Origin of the sequence: Rhizobium sp. SYY.PMSO (assembly GCF_046840415.1) — a bacterium.
Classification (GTDB): Bacteria; Pseudomonadota; Alphaproteobacteria; order Rhizobiales; family Rhizobiaceae; genus Rhizobium.
Genome location: NZ_CP177349.1, coordinates 2,222,193 through 2,246,607, shown reverse-complemented (window position 1 = coordinate 2,246,607; position 24,415 = coordinate 2,222,193). Strand labels below are relative to the sequence as shown.

The window sequence follows — 24,415 nt, the reverse complement described above, 5'->3', positions numbered from 1 at the left end:
CCGGGCTTTTTCGCTTCGGGGCTCAACCCATCACCGCGTTCGCCATTTCCTTCGCGGCAGACCTGCTTTAAGTCTTCCTTCCTATCGGCAGGAGGATGGCAGCATGAGCAAACCCCGTATTCTCGTTACCCGGCGCTGGCCGGCCTCGGTCGAGGTGGTGCTTTCGGAGCGGTTCGACGCCACGTTGAACAAGGACGACGTCGCCCTCGATTCCGGGCAGTTGCGCGAAGCGCTGCATGCCCATGACGCTGTGCTGCCGACGGTCTCCGACAAGCTTCCGGCCGCTCTCTTCGAAGGCCAGACGATCAGGACGAAAATTCTCGGTAATTTCGGCGTCGGCTTCAACCACATCGATATCGCCGCTGCCAGACAAAAAGGTATCGTCGTCACCAATACGCCCGGCGTCCTGACCGATTGCACGGCCGATATCGCCATGCTGCTTCTTCTCTCCGTTGCCCGGCGCGGCGGCGAAGGCGAGCGCGAGGTCAGGGCCGGTGCATGGACCGGCTGGCGGCCTACCCATCTGGTCGGCACCAAGGTTACGGGAAAGACCGTCGGCATCATCGGTTTCGGCCGTATCGGCCGCGCCTTTGCGCAGCGCTGTCATTTCGGCTTCGGCATGGATGTCGTCTTCTACAATCGCTCCGCCATCGATCCGATGGAAGCGTCGCGTTATGGCGCCATGCAGTTGCAGACGGTGGAGGATGTTCTCGACATTTCGGATTTCGTCTCGCTGCATTGCCCCGGAGGTGCGGAGAATCGCCACCTGATGAACGCGGCGCGCTTCGCGGCGATGAAGCCCGGTGCTTTCCTGATCAATACGGCAAGGGGCGACGTCGTCGACGAGGCGGCGCTGATTGCGGCCTTGGAGCAAGGAACGATCCGTGGTGCCGGCCTCGATGTCTATGAAGCGGAGCCGCATGTTCCCGAGCGGCTGCGGGCCATGGACAATGTCGTGCTCCTTCCGCATCTCGGCAGCGCTACGGAGGAGACGCGCACCGCCATGGGCATGAAGGTAGTGGACAATATCACCGCTTTCTTTGCCGGGCAGGAGCCGCCGGACCGCGTGGTCTGATCGCCTTTCCTCCGCTTGCGGAGAGTGGGAGTGAATCCTCTATACTTCATGCAGCACATGCGCGGCCTTTACGGCGGCGGATGCGCGGTTTTCGACGCCGAGCTTTACGTAAATCTGCTCCAGATGCTTGTTCACCGTGCGGGCGGATAGTCCAAGGATTTCGCCGATGTCGCGGTTGGACTTGCCTTTGGCGAGCCAGAGAAGGACTTCGGATTCACGCTGCGTCAGCGAAAAATGCTGGCGCAGGATATCGTCATCGGCGCGCTGGTTGGTGGCTGTCAGGCGGAAGAGATATTCGTCGGCGCCGATGGCACCGAGGAAGGTGAATTGCAGGGCGGACTGGCCGCCATTGCTGATCGACAGAAGATTGTCGCGCCCCGGCCCGAGCCGCTCCCGTTCCAGCATGAAGGCGGCGATGTGTTTAGAGGCGAGGTCGAGGCCGTCGTCGCTGCCGGTGGCGGCATTGATGAGACGGGTCGCCTGTGGCGTCGACCAATGGATGGCGCCGTTGCCCTTGACGGCGAGCAGATGGCGGCCCGCGGCATCGAGCGCCACCCTGGCGCTCTGGGCGGAGCGGGCGTTGCGCAGGTGGACGCGGATGCGGGCGCGCAGCTCATCCACATTGATCGGCTTGGTGAGATAGTCGACACCGCCCGATTCCAGCGCATGCACCACATGCTCGGTTTCGGTAAGTCCCGTCATGAAGACGACGGGAATCTGGGCGATGCCGGCATTGGCTTTCAGCCGGCGGCAGGTTTCGAAACCATCCATCGACGGCATGACGGCATCGAGCAGGATGATATCCGGCGTGATGCGTTCGACGATGTTCAGCGCGGCCGATCCGGATGTCGCGATCAGCACGGAAAAACCGGACTGCTCGAGCGCGTCGGTCAGGAAGCCTAAAGCCTCCGGCGAATCGTCCACCAGCAAGACTATGTCGCGGGGAAGGGTGGGCTCGGCCAATCTATTCTACCTTTTCGGTGTCGAAGGTGCGCAGCACGGTCAGGAAGCCGTCGAGATCGAAGGCCTGAACATAGCCGCGCAAAGCATCTGTGAACGGTCTGTTGTCATCGAGCTTGGCGAGGTCCGCAAGCTTCGCCTCGATGCCCCTGATATAGCCGATCTCGCCAAGCCGCATCAGCTCGCGCACATGCTCTGTCCCCGGACTCTTCAGCGGTGGCGGCGGCTTCGGCACGATCGGGGCGGCGGCATCGGCATAAATCCATTGCAAGCCGAGATGCAGCGCAAGCTTGTCGCGCAGCTGGCGGATGTCGACCGGCTTGGAGATGGCGTCGTTATGGCTGTCGTCACTGTCGGTTGCGGCGGCGGCATCGCCGATATTGGCCGACAGCATCAGGATCGGCGCCGTCTGGCCGTTTTCCCTGAGCCGTGAGACAAGCTGCCAGCCGTTCATACCGGGCATGGAGATATCGACCAGAAACAGATCCGGCTTGATGCCTTCGATCAATGTCAGGCAATCGGGGCCGCCGGCGGCGGTCAGTACGATGAAGTCGAGCGGCGACAGGATTTCGCGCATCAGCTCGCGATGATCCTCGTTGTCGTCGACGATGACGAGTGTGCGACGCGGCCCCTCGTAGCCGGCGATCCGTTGCTCCTGAGCCGGCGGCTTCATCGGGCGGAGCACCGCCGACAGCATCAGGCGCACGCGGAATGTCGAGCCCTTGTCCTTTTCGCTGACGGCCGCGATTTCGCCACCGAGCGTGTTCGTCAGCAACCGCGTGATGGTCAGCCCCAGGCCGAGGCCCGGCATCGGCCTCACGCTATCGGCTTCGCCGCGCTGGAAGGGCTCATAGATGCGGGTGATATCCTTTTCGGCGATTCCCCGGCCTGTGTCCGCGACGGTGAAGGTGGCGACCTGATTGCGGTAGCCGACTTCGAAGCGAACGCTGCCGGTATCGGTGAACTTGATGGCGTTGGAGAGCAGGTTGACGAGGATCTGCCGTAGCCGCTTCTCGTCGGTGCGGACGTAATCGGGCAGGGCGGTGGAGCGCTCGTGGACGAAGGCCAGTCCTTTCGCCTGTGCCTGCGGCCTGAACATGTCGACGATCTGATCGAGGAAATCCTGAATGTTGATCTCGTTGGAATAGACCTGCAGGCGGCCCGCCTCGATCTTCGAAATGTCCAGCAGCCCGTCGATCAGGCCGGAAAGATGCTCGGCGCTGCGGCGGATGACCTTCAGGGAGGATTGGCGGGGAGCGGGAATGGTCTCGTCGCGCTCCAGGATCTGCGCGTAGCCGAGCACGGCATTGAGCGGCGTGCGCAATTCGTGGCTCAGGCCCACGACATAGCGGCTCTTGGCGCGGTTCGCCGCCTCGGCGGCCTCCTTGGCGCTCTGCAAAGCCGCATCCGTCTTCTTGTGGGCGGCAATCTCTTTCAGCAGCAGCGTATTCTGGCGCGAGGATTCTTCCTCAGCGACCACGCGGCTGTCATGGGCAAGCACGTAGAACCAGCAAACGACGCCTGCGATGACGGCGAAGACGAAGAAGACGATCAGAATGGTGCGGTCGACCACCGAGGCCGTTTCGGGGGAGGCGGCGCCGACCTGATGCGCGATCATGGCGAGGATGGCGCCCATGGCGGTCAGCGCCAGGGCGACGGCAATGCCGTAGCGGCCGAGGCGTGTGGCGAGCTTGGCGACGATGCTTTCCGGCAGCAGGGTCCTTGCAACGGTGGCGACCTGCGTGTTGAGCCGGGCTTTCGGCTTGCACATGTCGTGGCAGCGGCTGTCGAGCGAACAGCAGAGCGAGCAGATCGGCGCGGCATAGGCGGGGCACCACGCCATGTCCTCCGGCTCGAACGGGTGCTCGCAGACGGAGCAGGTGATGGTGGCGAGGTTCTTCCAGCTTTGTCGCGGCTTGCGGGCGAGATAGTATTTGCCCCTGGTGGCCCAGGCGATGGCGGGCGAGGTGACGAGCGCCACGATCAGGGTGATATAGGGGGCGAGCGAAGCGGCGACCGTGCCGAAGGCACCGAAATGCGCGATCAGGGCGATGGTTGCGGAAAGCGCCATGGCGCCCAGACCGACCGGATTGATGTCGTAGAGATGCGCGCGCTTGAATTCGATGCCCGGCGGCGCCAGTCCCAGCGGCTTGTTGATGAAGAGATCGGCGGAGATGGTGCAGAGCCAGGCCATGGCGATGATCGAGAAGATGCCGAGCGTTTCCTCCAGCAGCCGGTAGATGCCGAGCTCCATCAGCAGCAGCGCGATGGCGACGTTGAAGACGAGCCAGATGACGCGGCCCGGATGGCTGTGCGTCAGCCGCGAAAAGAAGTTCGACCACGCGAGCGAGCCGGCATAGGCGTTCATGACGTTGATCTTCAGCTGCGAGATCATCACGAAGGCGGCCATCAGCAGCAGCGCGGCGTTGTGCCAGGGGATCATGTAGCCGAAGGCGGTCAGATACATCTGCGCGGGATCGGCGGCGCGATCGGCCGGCACGCCCGAGGTCAGCGTCAGCACGACGAGAAAGGAGCCGGCCAAAAGCTTCGGCGCACCGATGATGACCCATCCCGGTCCGGCAAGGAACACTGCCAGCCGGTGGCGCCATTTGCGATGGCCGTCCGGCGGCAGGAAGCGCAGGAAATCGGCCTGTTCGCCGATCTGCGACATCAGCGCGAGGATGACGGCGGAGGCGGCACCGAATTCCACCAGATCGAAGGGGGCGGCGCTGCCCGGGGTGCTTGCGGGATGATGGATGCCGGCAAAGGCCCGCCAGAGATCGAACTTGCCCCAGTCGGCAAAGGCGATGAAGACGAAGGGCAGTATGTTGAGAACGATCCAGAAAGGTTGCGTCAGCAACTGGAACCGGCTGATGAGGCGAACGCCGTGCGTGACGAGCGGGATCACCATGACGGCGCTGACGATATAGCCGATCCATACGGGAATGCCGAGCGTCAGCTCCAGCGCGCCGGACATGATCGAGGCTTCGATCGCAAACAGCATGAAGGTGAAGCTGGCATAGATCAGCGAGGTGATTGTCGAACCGATATAGCCGAAGCTCGCGCCGCGCGTCAAAAGATCGATATCGACGCCGTGGCGGATGGCATAGCGGCTGATCGGCAGGCCGACGGCCAGCATGACGAGGCTGGCGACGATAATGGCGTAGAAGGCGTTGGTGGTGCCGTAGGACAGCGTGATCGCGCCGCCGATCGCCTCAAGCGCCAGGAAGGAAATGGCGCCGATCGCCGTCTGCGAGATGCGCTGCGAGGAGAATTGCCGCGCGCTCTTGGCGGTGAAACGCAGGGCGTAGTCTTCCAGCGTCTGGTTCGCGACCCAGCGGTTGTACTCGCGTCTCACAGGAATGATGCGTTGCCGCGCAGCCATGCTTACCCTTCAGCACTCCCGCCATCGGAATTCCGGCAGTCCAGAGATGTCGTAACATGGATCCATACGGTGCTTAAGGGCACGAGGGCGCGCAAAGCTGCACATTTCGCCCCGACGCCTACGTCATATTACGTATGTGGTTTCCCCGATGGCTGCCGGATAGTCGCGAAAGGCAACGGTCAATCTTGGTCTACCGGCCGTTGCGGCAGACAAAAAGAGGGGAACCACGATGAAATTCAAGACTCTCGTCTCCGGCGCGCTGCTCGGCGCCATCATGTCCACCACCGCATTCCACGGCGCTTTCGCCGCTGACGACACCATCAAGGTCGGCGTGCTGCATTCGCTGTCCGGCACCATGGCGATCTCGGAAACGACGCTGAAGGACGCCATGCTGATGCTCATCGACGAGCAGAACAAGAAGGGCGGCGTTCTCGGCAAGAAGCTCGAACCGGTCGTCGTAGACCCGGCCTCCGACTGGCCGCTCTTTGCCGAAAAGGCCCGCGAGTTGATCCAGAAGGACAAGGTCGCGGCCGTGTTCGGCTGCTGGACCTCGGTGTCGCGCAAATCCGTGCTGCCTGTGTTCAAGGAGCTGGATTCGATCCTGTTCTATCCGGTGCAGTTCGAGGGCGAGGAATCCGAGCGCAACGTCTTCTACACGGGTGCCGCTCCGAACCAGCAGGCGATCCCGGCCGTCGATTACCTGATGAAGAACGAGGGCGTGCAGCGCTGGGTGCTTGAAGGCACCGACTATGTCTATCCGCGCACGACCAACAAGATCCTCGAAGCCTATCTGAAATCCAAGGGCGTCAAGGACGAAGACATCATCGTCAACTACACGCCGTTCGGCTTCTCCGACTGGCAGACGGAAGTCTCCAAGATCAAGGCCTTCGGCTCTGCTGGCAAGAAGACCGCCGTTGTCTCCACCATCAACGGCGACGCCAACGTTCCCTTCTACAAGGAACTGGGCAACCAGGGCGTCAAGGCCGAGGATATCCCGGTCGTCGCCTTCTCGGTCGGCGAGGAAGAGCTTGCCGGTGTCGACACCAAGCCGCTTGTGGGACATCTGGCCGCCTGGAACTACTTCCAGTCCGTCGACACGCCCGCCAACGCCGCCTTCATCAAGGAGTGGCACGCCTACACCAAGAACGACAAGCGCGTGACCAACGACCCGATGGAAGCCGCCTATATCGGCTTCAACATGTGGGTGAAGGCCGTCGAGAAGGCCGGCACGACCGATCCGGACAAGGTCATCGACGCACTCGTCGGCGTCTCGGTTCCGAACCTTTCGGGCGGCTATGCCACCATGATGCCGAACCACTACATCACCAAGCCCGTGCTGATCGGCGAAGTGCAGGAAAACGGCCAGTTCGACATCGTCTCGCAGACGCCCGAAGTCGTCGGCAAGGAATGGTCGGACTACCTGCCGGACAGCAAGGATCTGATCTCGGATTGGCGCATGCCGCTGAACTGCGGCAACTTCAACGTTTCCACCGGCAAGTGCGGCGGCAAGGGCTCCTGAGTTCCGCCATCGATGCGAGACCGCCGCGGACAGGCTTCTCTGCCCGCGGCAGCTTGAGGGGACGAGCGCAATGTTCGACAAATTCGTTTACCGCATAACCCTGGCGCTGGTCGCCGGCTTCTGCCTGGTGCTGGCATTGACGGCCACAGGCCTGCGCGCCGAGGAAGATGCCCGGGGCCTGATCAACTCGCTCGGCCAGGCGAATTTCCAGAAGGCCGGCGAGATCGTTCAAGCCCTTGCCAAGACAGGCGATCCGAAGGTCGTCCCGGCCTTGCAGGCATTTTCCGATGGCGATCTCTATGTCCGCAAATCCGACAATCAGGTGTTCATCGCCAAATCCTCCGGCGAGACGATGGATCTGCTGGACCCTCTGACGGGGCAGGCCGCCGGACAGGAAGCCAAGGACGATCTCGGCAAGATCAAGATCAACAACAATCTGCGCCGTGCGGTTCGCGCGGCTCTCGGCAGCCTGACGCTGATGAGCCCGGATCGCGCGACGAGGCTGGAGGCGGCGCAATCCATCTTGAAAGCGCCGGGCGCGGATTCGCTGGAGGCGGTCGAGGCTGCGTTGCAGACCGAGAAGGATGGAGAAATTCGCAGCGTGCTCGAACGGGCGCGGGCCGTTGCCGTGCTCGGTTCCGATCGGCCTGCGGAAGACAAGAAGGCGGCGATCGAGACCATCAAGAACGAAGGCGGCCGCGATGCCATCGGCATTCTCTCGTCCGTTTCCGTCGATGACAGTCTCAAGCCGGACGTCGCCTCCGCCATTGCCGGCATTCAGGAGCAGCTGAAGTTCTGGGATGCGGTGCAGAACATATGGTACGGCCTGTCGCTCGGCTCGGTGCTGCTGCTGGCCGCCATCGGCCTTGCCATCACCTTCGGCGTCATGGGCATCATCAACATGGCGCATGGCGAGATGGTGATGCTGGGGGCCTATTCCACCTTCGTCGTCCAAAACATCATTCGTAGCTCCTATCCTGCGCTGTTCGACTGGTCGCTGGCGATTGCCCTGCCGGTCGCCTTCATCGTCACCGGCGCCGTCGGCCTCGTCATCGAACGCGCCGTTATCCGTTTCCTCTACGGCCGGCCGCTGGAAACGCTGCTCGCCACCTGGGGCATTTCGCTGATCCTGCAGCAAGCAGTGCGCTCGATCTTCGGGCCGACCAATCAGGAAGTCGGCAATCCCTCGTGGATGTCGGGCTCGTTCGACCTCGGCTATCTCTCGATCACCTGGAACAGGCTCTGGATCATCGTCTTCTCGCTCGGCGTCTTCGTGGCGCTGCTGCTGCTCCTCAAGCGCTCGGCCTTCGGGTTGCAGATGCGGGCGGTGACACAGAACCGGCGCATGGCCTCCTCCATGGGGATACGCACGTCCTGGGTCGATGCCTTCACCTTTGCTCTCGGATCGGGCATCGCCGGCATGGCGGGGGTCGCGCTGTCGCAGATCGACAATGTCTCGCCAAACCTCGGCCAGAGCTACATCATCGACAGTTTCATGGTGGTGGTGTTCGGCGGGGTCGGCAATCTGTGGGGCACGCTCGTCGGCGCCTTCTCGCTCGGCATTCTCAACAAGTTCCTCGAACCCTATGCGGGGGCGGTGCTTGGGAAGATCCTCGTCCTCGCCCTCATCATTCTTTTCATCCAGAAACGTCCGCGCGGCCTCTTCGCGCTCAAGGGAAGGGCGGTGGAAGCATGATGACCGCCTTCATTCTGCGTTCGCTCGACCGCCGCATCAGCATCGCCATCGCGATATTGCTTGCCGTGGCGGTTCTGGTGCCGCTGTCGAACCTGCTGTTGCCGGAAAGCAGCGCGCTGCATGTGCCGACCTATGTGATGTCGCTGTTCGGCAAATATCTGACCTATGCGCTTCTGGCCTTGGCGCTCGATCTCGTCTGGGGCTATTGCGGCATCCTCTCGCTCGGCCACGGCGCCTTCTTCGCGCTCGGCGGCTATGCGATGGGCATGTATCTGATGCGGCAGATCGGCTCGCGCGGCACTTATGGCAATCCGATCCTGCCCGACTTCATGGTCTTCCTGAACTGGAAGGAGCTGCCCTGGTTCTGGTACGGCTTCGACCATTTCTGGTTCGCCATGCTCATGGTCCTTGCCGCGCCCGGCCTGCTCGCCTTCGTCTTCGGCTGGTTCGCCTTCCGCTCGCGCGTCAACGGCGTCTATCTGTCGATCATCACGCAGGCGATGACCTATGCTTTGCTGCTTGCCTTCTTCCGTAACGACATGGGCTTCGGCGGCAATAACGGCCTGACCGACTTCAAGGATATCCTCGGTTTCAACATTCAGGCCGACGGCACGCGCGCCGTGCTGTTCGGTGTGACGGCGGTATTCCTGGCGCTGTCCCTGATGCTGTCCTCGGCCATCGTGCGCTCGAAGTTCGGCAAGGTGCTGGTGGGCGTGCGCGACGCGGAAAGCCGGACGCGCTTCCTCGGCTACCGTGTCGAGCACATCAAGCTTTTCGTCTTCGTCGTATCGGCGATGATGGCCGGTATCGCCGGCGCGCTCTACGTGCCGCAGATCGGCATCATCAATCCCGGCGAATTCGCGCCAGCCAATTCCATCGAAGTGGTCATCTGGACGGCTGTCGGCGGGCGGGCGACGCTGATCGGGCCGATTATCGGTGCCGTTCTCGTCAATGGCGGCAAGACAGTCTTCACCGGCCTGTTTCCCGATTTCTGGCTGTTTGCGCTCAGTGGCCTGTTCGTCGCGGTGACGCTGTTCCTGCCCAAGGGCATCGTCGGCACCGTCGCGCAATATCTCGGCAGGAAACATAAGCCGGCAAGCCCGCCGCCGAAGGCTGCGAAGGATGACACTCAACAATCCGTGCAGGCTGCGGAGTAGGACCATGATCCCGGATATCAAGCCCAACAGCATGCTCTATCTCAACAACGTCTCGGTTTCGTTCGACGGTTTCAAGGCATTGAATGCGCTGTCGATCGTCATCGAGCCGGGGGAGCTGCGTGCCATCATCGGCCCGAACGGCGCCGGCAAGACGACGATGATGGACATCATCACCGGCAAGACGCGGCCCGACGACGGCGAGGTGTTTTTCAACGGCCAGGTCGACCTGACGAAGAAGGACGAGGCCGATATCGCCCAGCTCGGCATCGGCCGGAAATTCCAGAAGCCGACCGTCTTCGAAAGCCACACCGTCTGGGACAATCTCGAACTGGCGCTCAACCGCAATCGCGGTGTTTTCGCGACGCTCTTCTACCGCCTGACGCCTGCCGATCGCAGCCGCATCGAGGAGATCCTCGAGACCGTGCGCCTCTCGCATCGGCGAGACGAACTGGCCGCCAATCTTTCCCACGGCCAGAAGCAATGGCTGGAGATCGGCATGCTGCTGGCGCAGGAGCCGAAGCTGCTTCTGGTCGACGAGCCGGTTGCGGGCATGACGGATGCGGAAACGGCGGAGACGGCCGTGCTCCTGAAGGAAATCGCCAGGACACGTTCCGTGGTGGTGGTCGAACACGACATGGGTTTTATCCGCGATCTGGGTGTCAAGGTGACGTGTCTGGCGGAAGGATCGGTTTTGGCGGAAGGGTCGATCGATTTCGTCAGCAGCGATCCGAAGGTGATCGAGAATTATCTGGGGCGGTAGGTCGTCCAAGTGGCGGGTGGAGACCCCCCTCATTCGACCTGTCGGCCACCTTCTCCCCGAGGGGAGAAGGCAAAAGCGGCCTCGCCACTCGGCCATCGATATGAGCGAGGATGGAGGGGGCATCCCCTCGGGGAGAGGGGCAGGGTGAGGGAAAAGGAAGAAGTCGAGATGCTGACAGTCGAAAACGCAAACCTGCACTACGGCGCCGCCCAGGCGCTGCGCGGCATCTCCATCAAGGCGGAGATGGGCAAGATTACCTGTGTCCTCGGGCGCAACGGCGTCGGCAAGAGCTCGCTCTTGCGCGCCGTCACCGGCCAGCATGCGTTGTCGGCCGGTACGGTCGCCTTCAACGGCGTCGCGCTGAACGGCATGGCTCCGTTTGCCCGCGCCAGGCAGGGGATCGGCTACGTGCCGCAGGGACGCGAGATATTTCCGCTGCTGAGCGTGAAGGAAAATCTCGAGACCGGCTACGCGCCGCTTGCCCGCCGCGACCGCAACATTCCGGATGATATCTACAGCCTGTTCCCTGTGCTGAAATCCATGCTGTCGCGCCGTGGCGGCGATCTTTCGGGCGGCCAGCAGCAGCAGCTGGCGATCGGCCGGGCGATGGTGACGCGGCCGAAAATCCTGGTGCTGGACGAGCCGACCGAAGGCATCCAGCCGTCGATCATCAAGGATATCGGCCGGGCGATCCGCTATCTCAGGGATTCCACCGGCATGGCGATCCTGCTGGTCGAGCAGTATCTCGATTTCTGCCGCGAGCTTGCCGACTATGTCTACATCATGGATCGCGGCGAGATCGTGCATGAGGGGCTGGCGGAGACATTGGATACGCCGGAGGCCCGCAGGCATCTGACCGTCTGAGCGTCTGCCTTTCTTTTCGGCGTTTGACCAAAAATGCGGCTGGGCCGGCGGGCGATGGGCCGTCATCGCGGCGGATCGCATAAGGCACAGAAATTGCTTGCGTTTATTCCTTGCCGGGTTTCAATGACCGGGCATCGGCGCGGTGTGATGTGTGGAGAGGCGGATGGCAATGACGGCGACAGGCGCAAGACCGCAGCGCGCGCGTGGCTGCGGCCATCTTGCGGCCAAGTGGCTGGGCGGCCGCACGCGCCTTGCCGAGCTCTATCAGGAGGGGGCGGCCAAGATCCGATTGCCCGAGACCTTCGACCATTCCATGGAAGCAGTCATCATCAACACGGCCGGCGGCCTGACCGGTGGCGACCGGATGGACTGGAGCGTCGTTGCCGCGCCGGGCACGCGCATCGATGTGACGACGCAGGCCTGCGAGAAGATCTACAAGGCTTCGGCCGGCACGGCCGAGGTCGAGACGTCGATCAAGGTCGGCAGCGGCGCGCGGGTCGATTGGCTGCCGCAGGAGACCATTTTGTTCGACCGAGCCTCGCTTTCGCGTGCGTTGAACGTCGAGCTCGCCGACACGGCGGAATTCCTGGCCGTCGAGGCGGTCCTGCTCGGGCGGAAAGCCATGGGCGAAGCGATGGAGCAGGGGCTGTTCCGCGACCGCTGGCGCATCCGTCGCGCCGGGCGGCTTGTTCATGCCGAGGAATTGCGGCTGGATGGCGATGTGGCCGCATTGACGGCCAGGGCAGCCGTCTTGAGCGGTCAGGTTGCCTTCGCGACCTTGCTCTATGCCGGACCGCTGGCCGAGACCTATCTCGGCCGGGTCAGGCCGCTCCTCGAAACGCATATGGGAGGTGCCAGTCAATGGGGCGAAAAGCTTGTCGTGAGGCTTGCCGCCGCCGATGGTTTCGCGCTCAGAAAAATCCTGATTCCGATCATTTCCGCCTTGCGCAACGGAGCGCCTGTGCCGAAAGTCTGGAACCTGTAGTCCCCGGAGCCGGATGATCTCAGACCTGCTTGACCTGAAATCATCCGGCTTCAAACTCAAGGAAGCAGTGCATGACGCCGTCTAAAGACCGCTCACACTTTTCGGCATCATGCTGTGAAAAACAGCAATCACATAGGTAGGCGATGAACCTCACTCCGAGAGAAAAAGACAAGCTGCTGATTTCCATGGCGGCGATGGTGGCGCGGCGGCGGCTGGAGCGCGGCGTGAAGCTCAATCATCCCGAAGCCATCGCGCTGATCACCGATTTCGTGGTCGAAGGCGCACGCGACGGCCGGCCGGTCGCCGAACTGATGGAGGCCGGCGCCCACGTCATTACCCGCGACCAGGTAATGGAGGGTATTGCCGAGATGATCCACGACGTTCAGGTCGAGGCGACATTTCCCGACGGCACAAAGCTCGTGACCGTCCACGAGCCGATCCGGTGAGGCCGAAATGCTGGAGCTGAGACCCAATTGCGAATGCTGCGACAGGGATTTGCCGCCGGAAAGCGGGCAGGCGATGATCTGCACCTTCGAATGCACGTTCTGCGTCGATTGCGTCGAAACGGTATTGGGTGGCAGTTGCCCGAATTGCGGCGGCGCATTCGCCCGTCGTCCTATCCGTCCGGCAGCGATGCTTGCCAGATATCCCGCTTCGACCAGGCGCGTTCTGAAAGCTGAGGGATGCGCGCCCGTGCGGGCCGCATGAGGAGAAAATCATGATCCCAGGTGAAATCATCGCTGCGAGCGGCGACATCGAATTGAATGCCGGAGCACCGACCGTGACGCTGGAGGTGTCCAATACCGGCGACCGGCCGGTGCAGGTCGGCAGCCATTATCATTTTGCCGAAACCAATGCCGGGCTTTCCTTCGATCGCGACAAGGCGCGGGGTATGCGGCTCGATATTCCGGCCGGGACCGCCGTGCGTTTCGAGCCGGGGCAGACGCGTTCGGTGACGCTGATCCCGCTATCGGGCAAGCGCGAAGTCTACGGCTTCCGTCAGCAGGTCATGGGCAAGCTTTAAGTTGGGGGAATTGATGTCGATGAAATTGCTTGCGCCCGTGGCGGTTCTGGCCGCTGTGCTGATCTGCGGACCCGCCTTTGCGCAGAATGCGGACGAGCCGAAGATCGATTGCGCCAAGGCGGAAGCCCAGAAGGATCTGAATATTTGCGCCGCGCGCGATTTCGACACGGCCGACAAGGCGTTGAATGCGCAGTACAAGAAGACGCGCGCCGCGATGGTTGCGATCGATGCCGATCTCGACAGCGACATGAAGGGTGCCGAGAAGGCGCTCATAAAGGCGCAGCGCGCCTGGGTGGATTATCGTGACGGCGAATGCGAGACGCAAGGGTTCCAGGCACGCGGCGGCTCCATGGAGCCCATGCTGGTTTCCGGCTGCAAGGCGGATTTGACGAAAAAGCGGACCAGGGAATTGAAGGATCTCGCCGATGGGCCGGAGGGCAGTCAGTGAGCCCCAGGCGAACCGTGATGATCGTCGGCAACGGTGATATCGCGGCAGGCGCAGCCGCCGCGGTCGATGCCGCCGATCTCGTGATCCGGTTCAACGATTGCCGCTCGATGGGCGCCGGCGGCAGCCGGACCGATGTCGTCGCCGTCTGCAACACCGGCCGCCCGGCGCGCGCGATGCTCGGTTCGGCCGAGTGGCGCAGGAGCCCGGCCGTCGCCTCCGCGTCGGAAATCTGGAGCGTGCGCGATCCTCGCAAGTTTGCCGCGCTGCGTGCGCCGCTCGCGGTTTCGCATCCGGAACTCGACGATTTCTGCGACGATTATACAGACCAGTTTGCCGCCTTCTGTCAGGCGACCGGCAAACGCCATGTGGTGATCGATCAATCCGTTCACGAGGCCGTCGATGCCGCGCTCGCGAGCCATCATCCCGGCTCCTATGTGGTGCCGAGCAGCGGCATGATCGTGATTGCCGATGTGCTGCTGCGCTATCCGGACGACGATGTCGCCATTACCGGCTTCGGCCATACCGGCTGGGAGGAGCATCCTTTCGCTGCCGAGAAACGGCTGGTGGATGCTTACGTCTCCCTCGGCCGCCTGACACGCCTTGCCGACACGAACCTCATCTCTGCCTCCCAAGGAGACTGATCCATGCCTTACAAGATTTCCCGCGCCGCCTATGCCAACATGTTCGGGCCGACCGTCGGCGACAGGGTTCGTCTGGCCGATACGGAACTGTTCATCGAAGTGGAGAAGGATTTCACCACCTATGGCGAGGAAGTGAAGTTCGGCGGCGGCAAGGTCATCCGCGACGGCATGGGGCAGAGCCAGGTGACGCGGGCAAATGGCGCGGTCGACACTGTCATTACCAACGCGCTGATCCTCGACCATTGGGGAATCGTCAAGGCGGATATCGGGTTGAAGGACGGCCGTATCGTCGCAATCGGCAAAGCCGGCAATCCGGATATGCAGCCTGACGTCAACATCGTCGTCGGGCCGGGCACGGAGGCGATCGCGGGCGAGGGCAGGATCGTCACCGCCGGCGGCATGGACAGCCATATTCATTTCATCTGCCCGCAGCAGATCGAGGAAGCGCTGATGTCGGGCATCACCACCATGCTTGGCGGCGGCACCGGGCCGGCGCATGGAACGCTGGCGACGACCTGCACGCCAGGCCCCTGGCATCTGGCGCGCATGATCGAGTCCTTCGATGCCTTTCCCATGAATATCGGCCTTTCCGGCAAGGGCAACGCGTCCCTGCCTGCCGCGCTGGAAGAGATGGTGCTCGGTGGCGCATGTGCCCTGAAACTGCATGAGGATTGGGGCACGACGCCGGCGGCGATCGACTGCTGCCTCAGCGTTGCAGACGAATATGACGTGCAGGTGATGATTCACACGGACACGTTGAACGAAAGCGGCTTCGTGGAAGATACGATCGGCGCCATCAAGGGCCGCACGATCCATGCCTTTCACACGGAAGGCGCCGGCGGCGGCCATGCGCCCGATATCATCAAGATCTGCGGCCAGTCGAACGTCATTCCCTCTTCGACCAATCCGACGCGGCCCTATACGGTTAATACCATCGCCGAGCATCTGGACATGCTGATGGTGTGCCATCACCTGTCGCCGTCGATCCCGGAGGATATCGCCTTTGCCGAAAGCCGCATCCGCAAGGAGACGATCGCGGCAGAGGATATTCTCCACGATATCGGCGCCTTCTCGATCATTTCATCCGATAGCCAGGCCATGGGCCGCGTCGGCGAAGTGGCGATCCGTACATGGCAGACCGCCGACAAGATGAAGCGCCAGCGCGGCCGTCTTGCGCAGGAGATCGGCGACAACGACAACTTCCGCGCCAAGCGCTATATTGCCAAATATACGATCAATCCGGCAATCGCCCATGGCGTCAGCCACGAAGTCGGCTCGATCGAGGTCGGCAAGCGCGCCGACCTGGTTCTGTGGAATCCGGCCTTCTTCGGCGTAAAGCCGGAGATGGTGCTGATCGGCGGCTCCATCGCCGCAGCGCCGATGGGCGACCCGAACGCCTCCATTCCGACGCCGCAGCCGATGCACTATCGGCCGATGTTCGGCGCTTACGGCAAAAACCGGACGAATTCCTCCGTCACCTTCGTTTCCCAGGCGGCATTCGATGCCGGGCTTGCCGGCAGGCTCGGCGTCGCCAAGGCGTTGCTGCCTGTCAGGAATACGCGCGGCGGCATCTCCAAGGCGTCGATGATCCATAACAGCCTGACGCCGCATATCGAGGTGGACCCGGAAACCTACGAAGTGCGCGCCGATGGCGAGCTTCTGACCTGCGAGCCCGCGACGACGCTGCCCATGGCGCAACGCTATTTCCTCTTCTGAGATTTTCCGACGGCCGATCGTCGGAGCGGTTCAGAACCCCCGAACCGCTCCATTTTTCTGTTTTACGCAATTCCGGGCGGGAAACCGCCGCGCATTTTTCCAGAATTGTCCTGACGCGTGTGGAAACCCCGGTTCTCCGGGGTTTTTGCCATCTTGCGCGTGGAACACAGCATTATCAAAGGCATGAGATGGCGGCGCGGCGGCACCTGCATTTTTATCGGCAACCGATTTTGCGGGTGGATGTTTCGCGCTGTTCACAAGTTGGGAAATGCAGCGCATTTTAATCATTACATTAAAGACCTGGAAGCGCCTTGGCCCCTATCTCACATGATCGAAACGCTGGGCTGAGGAAGGTGAATCGCATGAAACGATGGATTTCGCTGCAGGCCGAGCTCGCTAACTTTCAGCAGCGGCGTGAAATTTTTATTTTCGCGCTTAAGATGAGTTTTATCGCCGTCATCATGTCGCTTGCGATCCTCCTTGCGCTGTTGTTCGTGCTGCAAGCGCTCGATCTGCTGCCATTGCCGATTCTGGAGGCGATGCGGCTCGGCGTTCTCCTGGCCTGGATCATCGGCGGCACCGTTTCCGGTGCGCTGGCGGTGCTGGCTGGCTTTTCGATCCACAAGCTCGCCGTTTCTCGCGCCGAGTTCGAGCGATTGAGCCGCACGGACATGCTGTCCGGCCTGCTCAATCGGCGGGCCTTCACCGAGGCCCTGAATATGGCCGGGGATGGCGCCTCATTGGCGATTTTCGATGTCGACCGGTTCAAGGCGATCAACGATCGGTTCGGCCATGCATCCGGCGATGCCGTGATCGTTGCGGTGTCGCAGATATTCTCCGCTGTCTTTACCGGAGATGACGTGATTGCCCGGCTTGGCGGCGAGGAATTCGGCGCCATCATCCACGGCAGCGATACGGCCCAGCGCATCGCGCGCGTCGAGGCGATCAAGGAACAGATCGCCGAGCATCCGATTTCCATCGAGGGCGGTTCGGTAAAGATCACCATCTCCGCCGGGATTGCCGAGATTGGCAGGGATCGCAAGACGGAGACCGTCTATGCCGCGGCCGACAAGGCCCTCTATCTTGCCAAGACGCTCGGGCGGAACCGCGTCATGCACGAGCGTGAGCGCTTGTCTCAGGTCTGGCATCGCTGCGCCACCGAGCACGAACAGGAAGCGACGACCGACGTCAGGGATTTTCAGCGGTACGTGCAGCAGATGTAGAGCCGATAAGCCTCATGGGCGCTTGCGTCGAAGGCGACTATTCTGCATGGTCTGGCAAAGCTCTCGTTTGGAACCGCCATGCAACGCGTTACCTCCTATCTGCCGGCCGGCACCCCTTCCTCCAATCCGATCGATCGCGTCGTCCTGCCGCACGATCTCAGGCATCTGCGCCGCAAGCTGCTGCATCTCGAAAACGGCGACATGGTCATGCTCGACCTGAAGGAGCCGGTGCTGTTCGCCGGCGGCGATCTGCTGGTGCGCGAGGACGGCGAGCTGATCGAGATCGTGGCCTCGGACGAGAAGCTCTTCGAGATTCGCCCGCGCGATCGCAGGCATCTGGTCGAGCTTGCCTGGCATCTCGGCAACAGGCATCTGCCGGCGCAGATCGAGGAAGAGCGCATCCTGATCCTGCGCGATCATGTGATCCGCTCCATGCTCGAAGGGCTGGGAGCTGTCGTTACCGAAGTCAGCGAGCCTTTCCAGCCGGCGCGCGGCGCCTATCATTCCCACGGCGGCCATTCGCATGGCCATGGCCATCATGATGACCACGGGCACGATCATCACAACCACTCGCATGATTGAGCGCCGATGACCGGCAAGACGGTTACGGACGATGGCGATCTCCAGGCGCTGCTGCGGCTGATGGCATGGCTGTCGCCGGCATTTCCGGTGGGTTCGTTCGCCTATTCCGGCGGCCTGGAGCGCGCTGTCCACGACGGCCTGGTGGGTGACAGTACCGGGCTGGAGGACTGGATCGCGGCACTTGTCCGGCATGGCTCCGTGTGGAACGACGCGGTGTTGCTGGTCGAGGCGCATCGGGCAGGTGGCGACATGGCGCGGCTTGCGGCCGTTGCGGAGCTTGCCGAGGCGCTGGCGGGCTCGAAAGAGCGGCATGGCGAGACCATGCTGCTTGGCGATGCCTTCCTTTCGGCCGCTGCCGCCTGGCCGCACGGGATCTTTTCCGCCCTCCCGGCAAGAATGGCTTATCCGGTCGCGGTCGGCGCCGTCGCAGGCGCTCATGGCATCTCGGCCGAGAAGGCGGCTGCCGCCTTTCTGCATGCGCTGACCTCGCAGATGGTGTCGGCCGGTATCCGCCTCGGCGTCAGCGGACAGAAGGACGGCGTCGCCATCCTCGCGCGGCTGGAGGTTCTGCTGGCCGATACCGCACGGCGGGCGGCGCAATCCACCCTCGATGATCTCGGCTCGGCGAGCATGCAGGCGGATATGGCAAGCCTGCGGCATGAAACCCAGGGCACGCGGCTCTTTCGTTCGTGATGGGGAGTCTCGGGAAAATACTGAAATCGAGGCACGGCCTACGTCATTCGCCGCTGTGCGGCAGCCGGACGCTTCGCTATGCTGTCGCTTTATCGGAGTTGCGAGCATGAAATCGAGAAATGGACCCTTGCGTGTCGGCATCGGCGGCCCGGTCGGTTCGGGCAAGACGACGCTGACGGAGAAGCTGTGCAAGGCGATGCGGGACGACTATTCCGTCGCCGTCGTCACCAACGATATCTACACGACCGAGGACGCGGAAGCACTGGTACGGATGCAGGCGCTGACCTCGGATCGCATCGTCGGCGTCGAAACGGGCGGTTGCCCGCACACCGCCATCCGTGAGGATGCGACAATCAATCTGCAGGCCATTGCCGGCCTGAACGAACGGCTGCCCGATCTCGACGTGGTCTTCATCGAATCCGGCGGCGACAATCTGGCGGCGACCTTTTCACCCGATCTCGCCGATATCACCATCTACGTGATTTCGGTGTGCCAGGGCGAAGAGATTCCCCGCAAGGGCGGCCCGGGCATCACCAAGTCGGACCTTCTCGTCATCAACAAGAAGGATCTGGCGCCGTTCGTCGACGTCGACCTCGAGGTGATGGATCGCGATGCCAACCGGATGCGTCAGGCGCGTCCGTTCGTGTTTTCCGACATGAAGCGGGGCGAGGGCGTCAGCAGGATCGTCGATTTCCTGAAGGAACAGGGCGGCCTCTGAGCCGCCCCGTAACTATCCCGCCTATTCAGCCGCGCTCGCCTATTCAGCCGCGAAGGGCGGCAGTTTCAGCACATTCCTGCGCACGGACCTCGCGCTTCTTTCATCCTTGCTCTCGATGGCTTCAAGCCGCTCTTCCAGGTTGGTGAGCGATTTGCGGTTTTCATCGACGGCGGCTGCCAGACCTTCCTTGGTCACGACCTCGTCATCCGCATCCTTCTTGCCGACGAGCTTGCCGAAGAGGAAACCGAGCAGGCGCGACAGGTCGTCCATGATCAGGAAGAAGGACGGCACGACCACCAGGCTGAGCACGGTGGAAACGATGATGCCGCCGATCACGGCGATGGCCATCGGCGCGCGGAACGAGCCGCCTTCGCCAACGCCGAGAGCGGACGGCAGCATGCCGGCCGACATGGCGATGGAGGTCATGATAATCGGGCGGGCGCGCTTGCGGCCGGCCTCTATGACAGCCTCAAGCCGCGGCATGCCCTGATGCATCATTTCGATGGCGAAATCGACCAGGAGGATGGCGTTCTTCGTCACGATGCCCATCAGCATGAGGATGCCGATCATGACGGGCATGGAAAGTGCATTGCCGGTCAGGATCAGGGCCAGCGCCACGCCGCCGATCGCCAGCGGCAACGACAGCAGAATGGTGAAGGGCTGGATCACGTCCTTGAACAGCAGGATCAGCACGGTCAGGACGAGCAGGAGGCCGAGCAGCATGGCGTTGCCGAAGCTCTGCTGCATTTCCTTCTGGACCTTGGTGTCGCCGCTTTCGGCCAGATGCACCGTTGCCGGGATCTTGGCGCTGTTGACGATGTCGAGGAAATGCTCCGATGCCGTATCCAGCGCCACGCCCTGCGGCAAGTCGGCGCCGAGGGCGACGACGCGGTAGCGGTTGTTGCGCTTGATGGAGGACAGGCCCTCGGAATAATCGATATCGGCGACGCTCGACAGCGGCACGGTGTTGCCGGTGGCGGTCTTGATACGCAAGGCGCGAATCGCCGCCAGATCGCGGCGCATGCCGAGCGAGGCCTGAACGCGGATCGGGATCTGGCGGTCGTCGAGCGAGATCTTCGCCAGCGAGGCGTCGATATCGCCGATGGTGGCGACACGGATCGTATCGGAAATCATCTGCGGGGTGATGCCGAGCCGCGCGGCCTCGTCCTTGCGCGGATAGATCTGTAGTTCCGGACGGGGCAGGGCGCCGTCGGCGCTGACATTGGCGAGCGCCGGATCGGTGCGCAGCTTGGCTTCCAGAATGCCGACGGCCTGGTTCAGGTCCTTCTCGCTGCGCGAGAGGAAGTTATAGGTCAGGTCACGGTCGCCACGATCGTTCAGCTTGGTGATGCGGACATCGGGGATCGAGCGCAGCTTGGCGAAGACTTCCTTCTCCACCTCCCATTGCGGGCGTACGCGGCCATGGACTGTGACCTTCGGCAGATAGGGGCCGATGCCGGGAATCGAGCCCAGCACGTCGTTCACCAGCTTCTTCGTCAGCGACTGGTCGAGCTTGCCGAGCGCCAGCGTCACGGTGGCGCGGCGCAGCTCCAGATCGCCCTTCGGCGAGGCGCCGCCGAGAACGAAGACGCTCTCGACGCCATCGATATCCTTCACGCGCCGATAGATTTCGTTGGTCGCAAGCTCGGTATCGTCGAGCCGCGCGTTCGGCGGCAGTTCGGCCGACAATACGATACGCGAGGAATCGTCCGGCGGTATGAAGCTGCCGGGAACGAACATCACGAGCGCGACGACGGAAGCGATCGAGAAGGCGAAGGCGGCAAGCAGCGTCGGATAGCGCGTATACCAGCGTTTTGTCGTCTGCCGCACCAGCCAGCTATAGCCGCGCATGAAGCGGCCGTCCTTGTCGTGATGATCGTCGGCGCCGTCTTCGGCGCGCATCAGATAGGCGGCCATCATCGGCGTGATCAGACGCGCCACCAGCAGCGAGAAGAACACCGAGAAGGCGACGGTCAGGCCGAACTGTATGAAATACTGGCCCGGTATGCCCGGCATGAAGGAGACCGGCACGAAGACCGCAATGATGGTGAAGGTCGTCGCGATGACGGCGAGACCGATTTCGTCGGCGGCCTCGATGGCGGCGCGGTAGGGCGTTTTACCCATCTTGATGTGGCGGGCGATATTCTCGATTTCGACGATGGCGTCGTCGACGAGGATGCCGGTCGCGAGCGTCAGTGCCAGGAAGCTCACGAGGTTCAGCGAGAAGCCGATCTGATGCATGATCCAGAAGGTCGGGATCGCCGATAGCGGCAGCGCAACGGCCGATATCAGCGTCGCGCGCCAGTTCCGCAGGAACAGGAACACCACGATGACGGCCAGCAAGGCGCCTTCGAGCAGCGTATGCATCGCCGATTCGTAGTTGCCATAGGTATAGTAGACGGAGTCGTCGATCATCTCGATCGAGACATTCGGGTTTTCGGCACGTACCTTGTCGAGCGTATCGGCGACCGTCTTTGCGACCGTCACTTCGCTGGCACCCTTGGCGCGGAACACGCCGAAGGTGACGACGGGCGCGCTGTTGAAGCGCGAAAAGGATTTCGGTTCCTGGTAGGTATCCTTGATCACGCCGAGATCGGAGAGCTTGACGAAGCGGCCATTGGTGAGCGCGATCGTCGTATCGGCGAGCTGGGCGACATTGCGGGCGTCGCCGAGCACGCGGATCGCCTGCTCGCTGCCGGCAACCTGGCCACGGCCGGAGCCGAGGTCGATGTTGGTGCCGCGCAGTTGCTGGCTCACCGAAAGGGCGGTGATGCCGTAGGCGTTCAGCTTGTTCGGGTCGAGCTCGATGCGCACTTCGCGGTCGGCGCCGCCATAGCGGTCGACGCGGCCTATCCCCGCCTGGCCCTGCAGCGCGCGCTTGACCGTGTCGTCCACGAACCAGGACAGCTCTTCCAGCGTCATGTTCGGCGAGGAGACGGCAAAGCTCTGGATCGCCTGGCCCTCGACGTCGACTTTCGAGACGATCGGCTCGTCGATCGTGGAGGGCAGGTTGCCGCGGATGCGGTCGATGGCGTCCTTGGTGTCCTGAACGGCCTGTTCCGTCGGGACTTCCAGACGGAAGATGACGACGGTCTGCGATTGGCCGTCGGTGATGGTCGATTGGATCTCGTCGATGCCGTTGATGCTGGCGACGGCATCTTCGATCTCCTTCGTCACCTGCATTTCGAGCTCGGCCGGCGAGGCGCCGCTCTGCGTCACGGTGACGTTGACGACGGGCACATCGATGTTCGGAAAGCGGGTGATGGGCAGGTTGAAGAAGGCATGGGCGCCGACCACCAGCAGCAGGAAAAAGCCGAGGAGCGGGGCGACCGGATTTCGGATAGACCAGGCGGAGAAATTCATCTTGCCGTTCCCGCTCAGTTGGAGGCTTGCGACGCGTCGCGGACGGGCGTGATGTGATCTCCGTCGCGAACGTAGGCGCCGGCCTTGGCCACGACCTCGTCACCCGCCTTCAGGCCCTTGAGGATCTCGACATAGCCGCCATCCTGGATGCCGGTCTCGACATTCACGAACTTGACCACGCCGTTGTCGACCTTGCGGGCGGAGGAACCGTTTTCATCGCTGTTGACGGCCGTCAGGGGCAAGGCGATGCCGTCTTCCTGGCGAATGACGATTTCGGCGCTGCCATACATGCCGGCCCGGGCCTTCTCGCCGTCGTCGATGGAGATATGCACCGCGCCGAGGCGGGTGACGGGATCCACGATCGGGGCGACGAGACGGACGGTGCCCGCAAGTTTTTCGCGACTGCCGGAAAGGGCGATGGACGCCTTCTGCCCGACGGCGATCTTGGTGATGTCGCTTTCGGAGACGTCGACCACGAGCTCAAGCCGGCTTTCGCGGATGATGGTGAAAAGCGGGTCGCCGTTGCCATTGGCGATGGCGCCGACGCGGGCGTTGCGCGAGGCGACGGTGCCTGCGATCGGGGTCTTGATGCCGGTCCGGGCAAGCTTGAGGTCGGTGTCGGCGATCTGGCTGTCGGTGACTTTGAGATCGGCTTCGGCAACCGCAATCGCCTGTTCGGCGGAGACCACGCGCGCCTTGTTGGCAGCGGCTGCCGCATTCGCCTGTTCGACCGAAGAGGTCGAGACCGTACCTTTGGCGCCCATGGCGACGGCGCGGACACGCTGCAATTCCGCCTCTTCCGCATTGGCGCGCGCCTCGGTGAGCTGCGCGCGCAGCTGTGCAAGGCTTGCCTCGCCCTTGGCGCGCGTCGCCAGCATCTGACTCTTCTGCAGGATCAGTGCGTCGTCGTTCAAGGTCGCAAGCGTGCTGTTCGCATCGACCTTGTCGCCGACATCGGCATTGAGCGAGCGGATCGAGAGGCCGTCCACCTGCGGCTGGATATAAACCTCCTCGACGGCCTTCACCGTGCCGGTCGCAACGACCTTATCGGTCAGGTGGCGGATCGCGGCTGCCGTGATGACGATCGCGGGCAGGTTCTGCTTCGGCGTCGCGACGGCAGGCTGCTCAGCCAGGGCGGCGGGCGCCGCCAGCAGGGAAAGCAGGATTGCAGTCGTGCTCAGAAGTCTAAACGGCGTCAGGGCCATGCGTCGGGTTCCAGTTCGGCGTTCGGTAGATGGGGTTTCGCTGGTATCCGTTGCGAACACGGGGGGATCAATCATGCAAGCCGGCTTATCCGGCGGATCAACATCCGTCTGTCATGTGCTGCGGGTCCCTCATCCTGACATTGTTCCTGTAGATGGGAGCGGTTTTCCCTTCTCGCAAGATCACGCGAAAGTGATTTCGCGGGTATATATGGAGCCGCTCTGTTTTTCACGGCATCGCTGAACCGCTCTATCTCTTTGTTTTTGCGCACTTCCGGACCGAAAACTGCTATGCACTTTTGCTGGAATTGCTTTAACGCCTGCAACTTTGCGAAGCAATCACGGCATTGTGATGTCGGCATTCGAATAGTTGATGGCCGAGGGCTTTTCAGCCAAATGCCCTG

21 protein-coding genes are annotated in these 24,415 nt (G+C 62.5%); 17 read left to right on the top strand and 4 right to left on the bottom strand.

The genetic code is table 11. From position 1 onward, the window contains the following. Positions 1 to 103: 103 nt before the first annotated feature. Positions 104 to 1,075: a 2-hydroxyacid dehydrogenase gene (locus ACJJVH_RS10900; protein WP_412063898.1), complete on the top strand. Its 972-nt coding sequence runs from the start codon at positions 104 to 106 to the stop codon at positions 1,073 to 1,075. A 39-nt stretch (positions 1,076 to 1,114) separates the two neighbouring features. Here ACJJVH_RS10900 and ACJJVH_RS10895 read toward each other — a convergent pair whose 3' ends face one another. Together ACJJVH_RS10895 and ACJJVH_RS10890 are read right to left on the bottom strand one after the other, a co-directional pair. Then, entirely contained in the window at positions 1,115 to 2,038 is a 924-nt protein-coding gene (locus ACJJVH_RS10895; RefSeq protein WP_113356394.1) for a response regulator transcription factor, read from the bottom strand. A 1-nt stretch (position 2,039) separates the two neighbouring features. Then, positions 2,040 to 5,420 (bottom strand): ATP-binding protein, encoded by a 3,381-nt coding sequence (locus tag ACJJVH_RS10890; protein WP_412063897.1) that lies wholly within the window; start codon positions 5,418 to 5,420, stop codon positions 2,040 to 2,042. A gap of 229 nt (positions 5,421 to 5,649) precedes the next feature. Between ACJJVH_RS10890 and urtA the strand changes: the two genes are divergently transcribed. From urtA to ureG, 16 genes are all read left to right on the top strand, one after another. Beyond that, entirely contained in the window at positions 5,650 to 6,939 is a 1,290-nt protein-coding gene (urtA, locus tag ACJJVH_RS10885; RefSeq protein ID WP_112801700.1) for an urea ABC transporter substrate-binding protein, read from the top strand. A 70-nt stretch (positions 6,940 to 7,009) separates the two neighbouring features. Next, positions 7,010 to 8,635: an urea ABC transporter permease subunit UrtB gene (gene urtB, locus ACJJVH_RS10880; protein ID WP_412063896.1), complete on the top strand. Its 1,626-nt coding sequence runs from the start codon at positions 7,010 to 7,012 to the stop codon at positions 8,633 to 8,635. Further along, positions 8,632 to 9,792, top strand: coding sequence for an urea ABC transporter permease subunit UrtC (gene urtC, locus ACJJVH_RS10875; RefSeq protein ID WP_412063895.1), 1,161 nt, complete (start codon positions 8,632 to 8,634; stop codon positions 9,790 to 9,792). Before urtB ends, urtC begins: the two co-directional genes overlap by 4 nt. A gap of 4 nt (positions 9,793 to 9,796) precedes the next feature. Continuing rightward, the gene (gene urtD / locus ACJJVH_RS10870; protein WP_113371002.1) at positions 9,797 to 10,552 is read left to right on the top strand and encodes an urea ABC transporter ATP-binding protein UrtD; all 756 of its coding nucleotides are present in this window, start codon (positions 9,797 to 9,799) and stop codon (positions 10,550 to 10,552) included. Between the two features lie 168 nt (positions 10,553 to 10,720). Beyond that, positions 10,721 to 11,416, top strand: coding sequence for an urea ABC transporter ATP-binding subunit UrtE (urtE, locus tag ACJJVH_RS10865; protein ID WP_112801708.1), 696 nt, complete (start codon positions 10,721 to 10,723; stop codon positions 11,414 to 11,416). A gap of 163 nt (positions 11,417 to 11,579) precedes the next feature. After that, entirely contained in the window at positions 11,580 to 12,401 is an 822-nt protein-coding gene (locus ACJJVH_RS10860; protein WP_412063894.1) for an urease accessory protein UreD, read from the top strand. 143 nt (positions 12,402 to 12,544) lie between these two features. Beyond that, the gene (locus ACJJVH_RS10855; protein ID WP_034503828.1) at positions 12,545 to 12,847 is read left to right on the top strand and encodes an urease subunit gamma; all 303 of its coding nucleotides are present in this window, start codon (positions 12,545 to 12,547) and stop codon (positions 12,845 to 12,847) included. A gap of 7 nt (positions 12,848 to 12,854) precedes the next feature. Continuing rightward, positions 12,855 to 13,109: a DUF1272 domain-containing protein gene (locus tag ACJJVH_RS10850; RefSeq protein WP_113356400.1), complete on the top strand. Its 255-nt coding sequence runs from the start codon at positions 12,855 to 12,857 to the stop codon at positions 13,107 to 13,109. Between the two features lie 10 nt (positions 13,110 to 13,119). After that, a complete protein-coding gene (locus tag ACJJVH_RS10845; protein WP_112503616.1) occupies positions 13,120 to 13,425 on the top strand; it encodes an urease subunit beta in 306 nt (101 codons plus the stop codon). A gap of 19 nt (positions 13,426 to 13,444) precedes the next feature. After that, positions 13,445 to 13,873: a lysozyme inhibitor LprI family protein gene (locus tag ACJJVH_RS10840; RefSeq protein WP_113406077.1), complete on the top strand. Its 429-nt coding sequence runs from the start codon at positions 13,445 to 13,447 to the stop codon at positions 13,871 to 13,873. Positions 13,874 to 13,890: 17 nt separating this feature from the next. Continuing rightward, on the top strand, positions 13,891 to 14,514 hold the full coding sequence (locus ACJJVH_RS10835) for a Urease operon accessory protein (protein ID WP_113406053.1): 624 nt from the start codon (positions 13,891 to 13,893) through the stop codon (positions 14,512 to 14,514). Positions 14,515 to 14,517: 3 nt separating this feature from the next. Further along, positions 14,518 to 16,230: an urease subunit alpha gene (gene ureC / locus ACJJVH_RS10830; protein WP_412063893.1), complete on the top strand. Its 1,713-nt coding sequence runs from the start codon at positions 14,518 to 14,520 to the stop codon at positions 16,228 to 16,230. Between the two features lie 440 nt (positions 16,231 to 16,670). Next, positions 16,671 to 17,453, top strand: coding sequence for a GGDEF domain-containing protein (locus ACJJVH_RS10825; RefSeq protein WP_412063892.1), 783 nt, complete (start codon positions 16,671 to 16,673; stop codon positions 17,451 to 17,453). 78 nt (positions 17,454 to 17,531) lie between these two features. Continuing rightward, the gene (gene ureE, locus ACJJVH_RS10820) at positions 17,532 to 18,035 is read left to right on the top strand and encodes an urease accessory protein UreE (protein WP_412063891.1); all 504 of its coding nucleotides are present in this window, start codon (positions 17,532 to 17,534) and stop codon (positions 18,033 to 18,035) included. A 6-nt stretch (positions 18,036 to 18,041) separates the two neighbouring features. Further along, the gene (locus tag ACJJVH_RS10815) at positions 18,042 to 18,728 is read left to right on the top strand and encodes an urease accessory protein UreF (RefSeq protein WP_412063890.1); all 687 of its coding nucleotides are present in this window, start codon (positions 18,042 to 18,044) and stop codon (positions 18,726 to 18,728) included. A 106-nt stretch (positions 18,729 to 18,834) separates the two neighbouring features. Then, complete coding sequence (gene ureG / locus ACJJVH_RS10810) at positions 18,835 to 19,446, top strand: urease accessory protein UreG (protein WP_412063889.1); 612 nt, start codon at positions 18,835 to 18,837, stop codon at positions 19,444 to 19,446. A 39-nt stretch (positions 19,447 to 19,485) separates the two neighbouring features. Here the strand turns inward: ureG and ACJJVH_RS10805 are convergent, their stop codons facing one another. Further along, positions 19,486 to 22,809 carry an efflux RND transporter permease subunit gene (locus ACJJVH_RS10805; RefSeq protein ID WP_112801723.1) on the bottom strand — a complete coding sequence of 1,108 codons (3,324 nt, stop codon included), beginning with the start codon at positions 22,807 to 22,809 and terminating at the stop codon, positions 19,486 to 19,488. Positions 22,810 to 22,823: 14 nt separating this feature from the next. Beyond that, a complete protein-coding gene (locus ACJJVH_RS10800; protein ID WP_412063888.1) occupies positions 22,824 to 24,014 on the bottom strand; it encodes an efflux RND transporter periplasmic adaptor subunit in 1,191 nt (396 codons plus the stop codon). Positions 24,015 to 24,415 lie beyond the last annotated feature (401 nt).

Bases quoted from the DNA above. Each gene is read 5' to 3' on its own strand.
- ACJJVH_RS10825 (WP_412063892.1), top strand. From the start codon at position 16,671: ATGAGTTTTATCGCCGTCATCATGTCGCTTGCGATCCTCCTTGCGCTG.
- ureG (WP_412063889.1), top strand. From the start codon at position 18,835: ATGAAATCGAGAAATGGACCCTTGCGTGTCGGCATCGGCGGCCCGGTC.
- urtB (WP_412063896.1), top strand. From the start codon at position 7,010: ATGTTCGACAAATTCGTTTACCGCATAACCCTGGCGCTGGTCGCCGGC.
- ureE (WP_412063891.1), top strand. From the start codon at position 17,532: ATGCAACGCGTTACCTCCTATCTGCCGGCCGGCACCCCTTCCTCCAAT.
- ACJJVH_RS10835 (WP_113406053.1), top strand. From the start codon at position 13,891: ATGATCGTCGGCAACGGTGATATCGCGGCAGGCGCAGCCGCCGCGGTC.
- ACJJVH_RS10840 (WP_113406077.1), top strand. From the start codon at position 13,445: ATGAAATTGCTTGCGCCCGTGGCGGTTCTGGCCGCTGTGCTGATCTGC.
- ACJJVH_RS10800 (WP_412063888.1), bottom strand. From the start codon at position 24,014: ATGGCCCTGACGCCGTTTAGACTTCTGAGCACGACTGCAATCCTGCTT.
- urtE (WP_112801708.1), top strand. From the start codon at position 10,721: ATGCTGACAGTCGAAAACGCAAACCTGCACTACGGCGCCGCCCAGGCG.
- ACJJVH_RS10805 (WP_112801723.1), bottom strand. From the start codon at position 22,809: ATGAATTTCTCCGCCTGGTCTATCCGAAATCCGGTCGCCCCGCTCCTC.
- ACJJVH_RS10890 (WP_412063897.1), bottom strand. From the start codon at position 5,420: ATGGCTGCGCGGCAACGCATCATTCCTGTGAGACGCGAGTACAACCGC.
- ACJJVH_RS10855 (WP_034503828.1), top strand. From the start codon at position 12,545: ATGAACCTCACTCCGAGAGAAAAAGACAAGCTGCTGATTTCCATGGCG.
- urtC (WP_412063895.1), top strand. From the start codon at position 8,632: ATGATGACCGCCTTCATTCTGCGTTCGCTCGACCGCCGCATCAGCATC.
- ACJJVH_RS10860 (WP_412063894.1), top strand. From the start codon at position 11,580: ATGGCAATGACGGCGACAGGCGCAAGACCGCAGCGCGCGCGTGGCTGC.
- ureC (WP_412063893.1), top strand. From the start codon at position 14,518: ATGCCTTACAAGATTTCCCGCGCCGCCTATGCCAACATGTTCGGGCCG.
- urtA (WP_112801700.1), top strand. From the start codon at position 5,650: ATGAAATTCAAGACTCTCGTCTCCGGCGCGCTGCTCGGCGCCATCATG.
- ACJJVH_RS10900 (WP_412063898.1), top strand. From the start codon at position 104: ATGAGCAAACCCCGTATTCTCGTTACCCGGCGCTGGCCGGCCTCGGTC.
- ACJJVH_RS10815 (WP_412063890.1), top strand. From the start codon at position 18,042: ATGACCGGCAAGACGGTTACGGACGATGGCGATCTCCAGGCGCTGCTG.
- ACJJVH_RS10845 (WP_112503616.1), top strand. From the start codon at position 13,120: ATGATCCCAGGTGAAATCATCGCTGCGAGCGGCGACATCGAATTGAAT.
- urtD (WP_113371002.1), top strand. From the start codon at position 9,797: ATGATCCCGGATATCAAGCCCAACAGCATGCTCTATCTCAACAACGTC.
- ACJJVH_RS10850 (WP_113356400.1), top strand. From the start codon at position 12,855: ATGCTGGAGCTGAGACCCAATTGCGAATGCTGCGACAGGGATTTGCCG.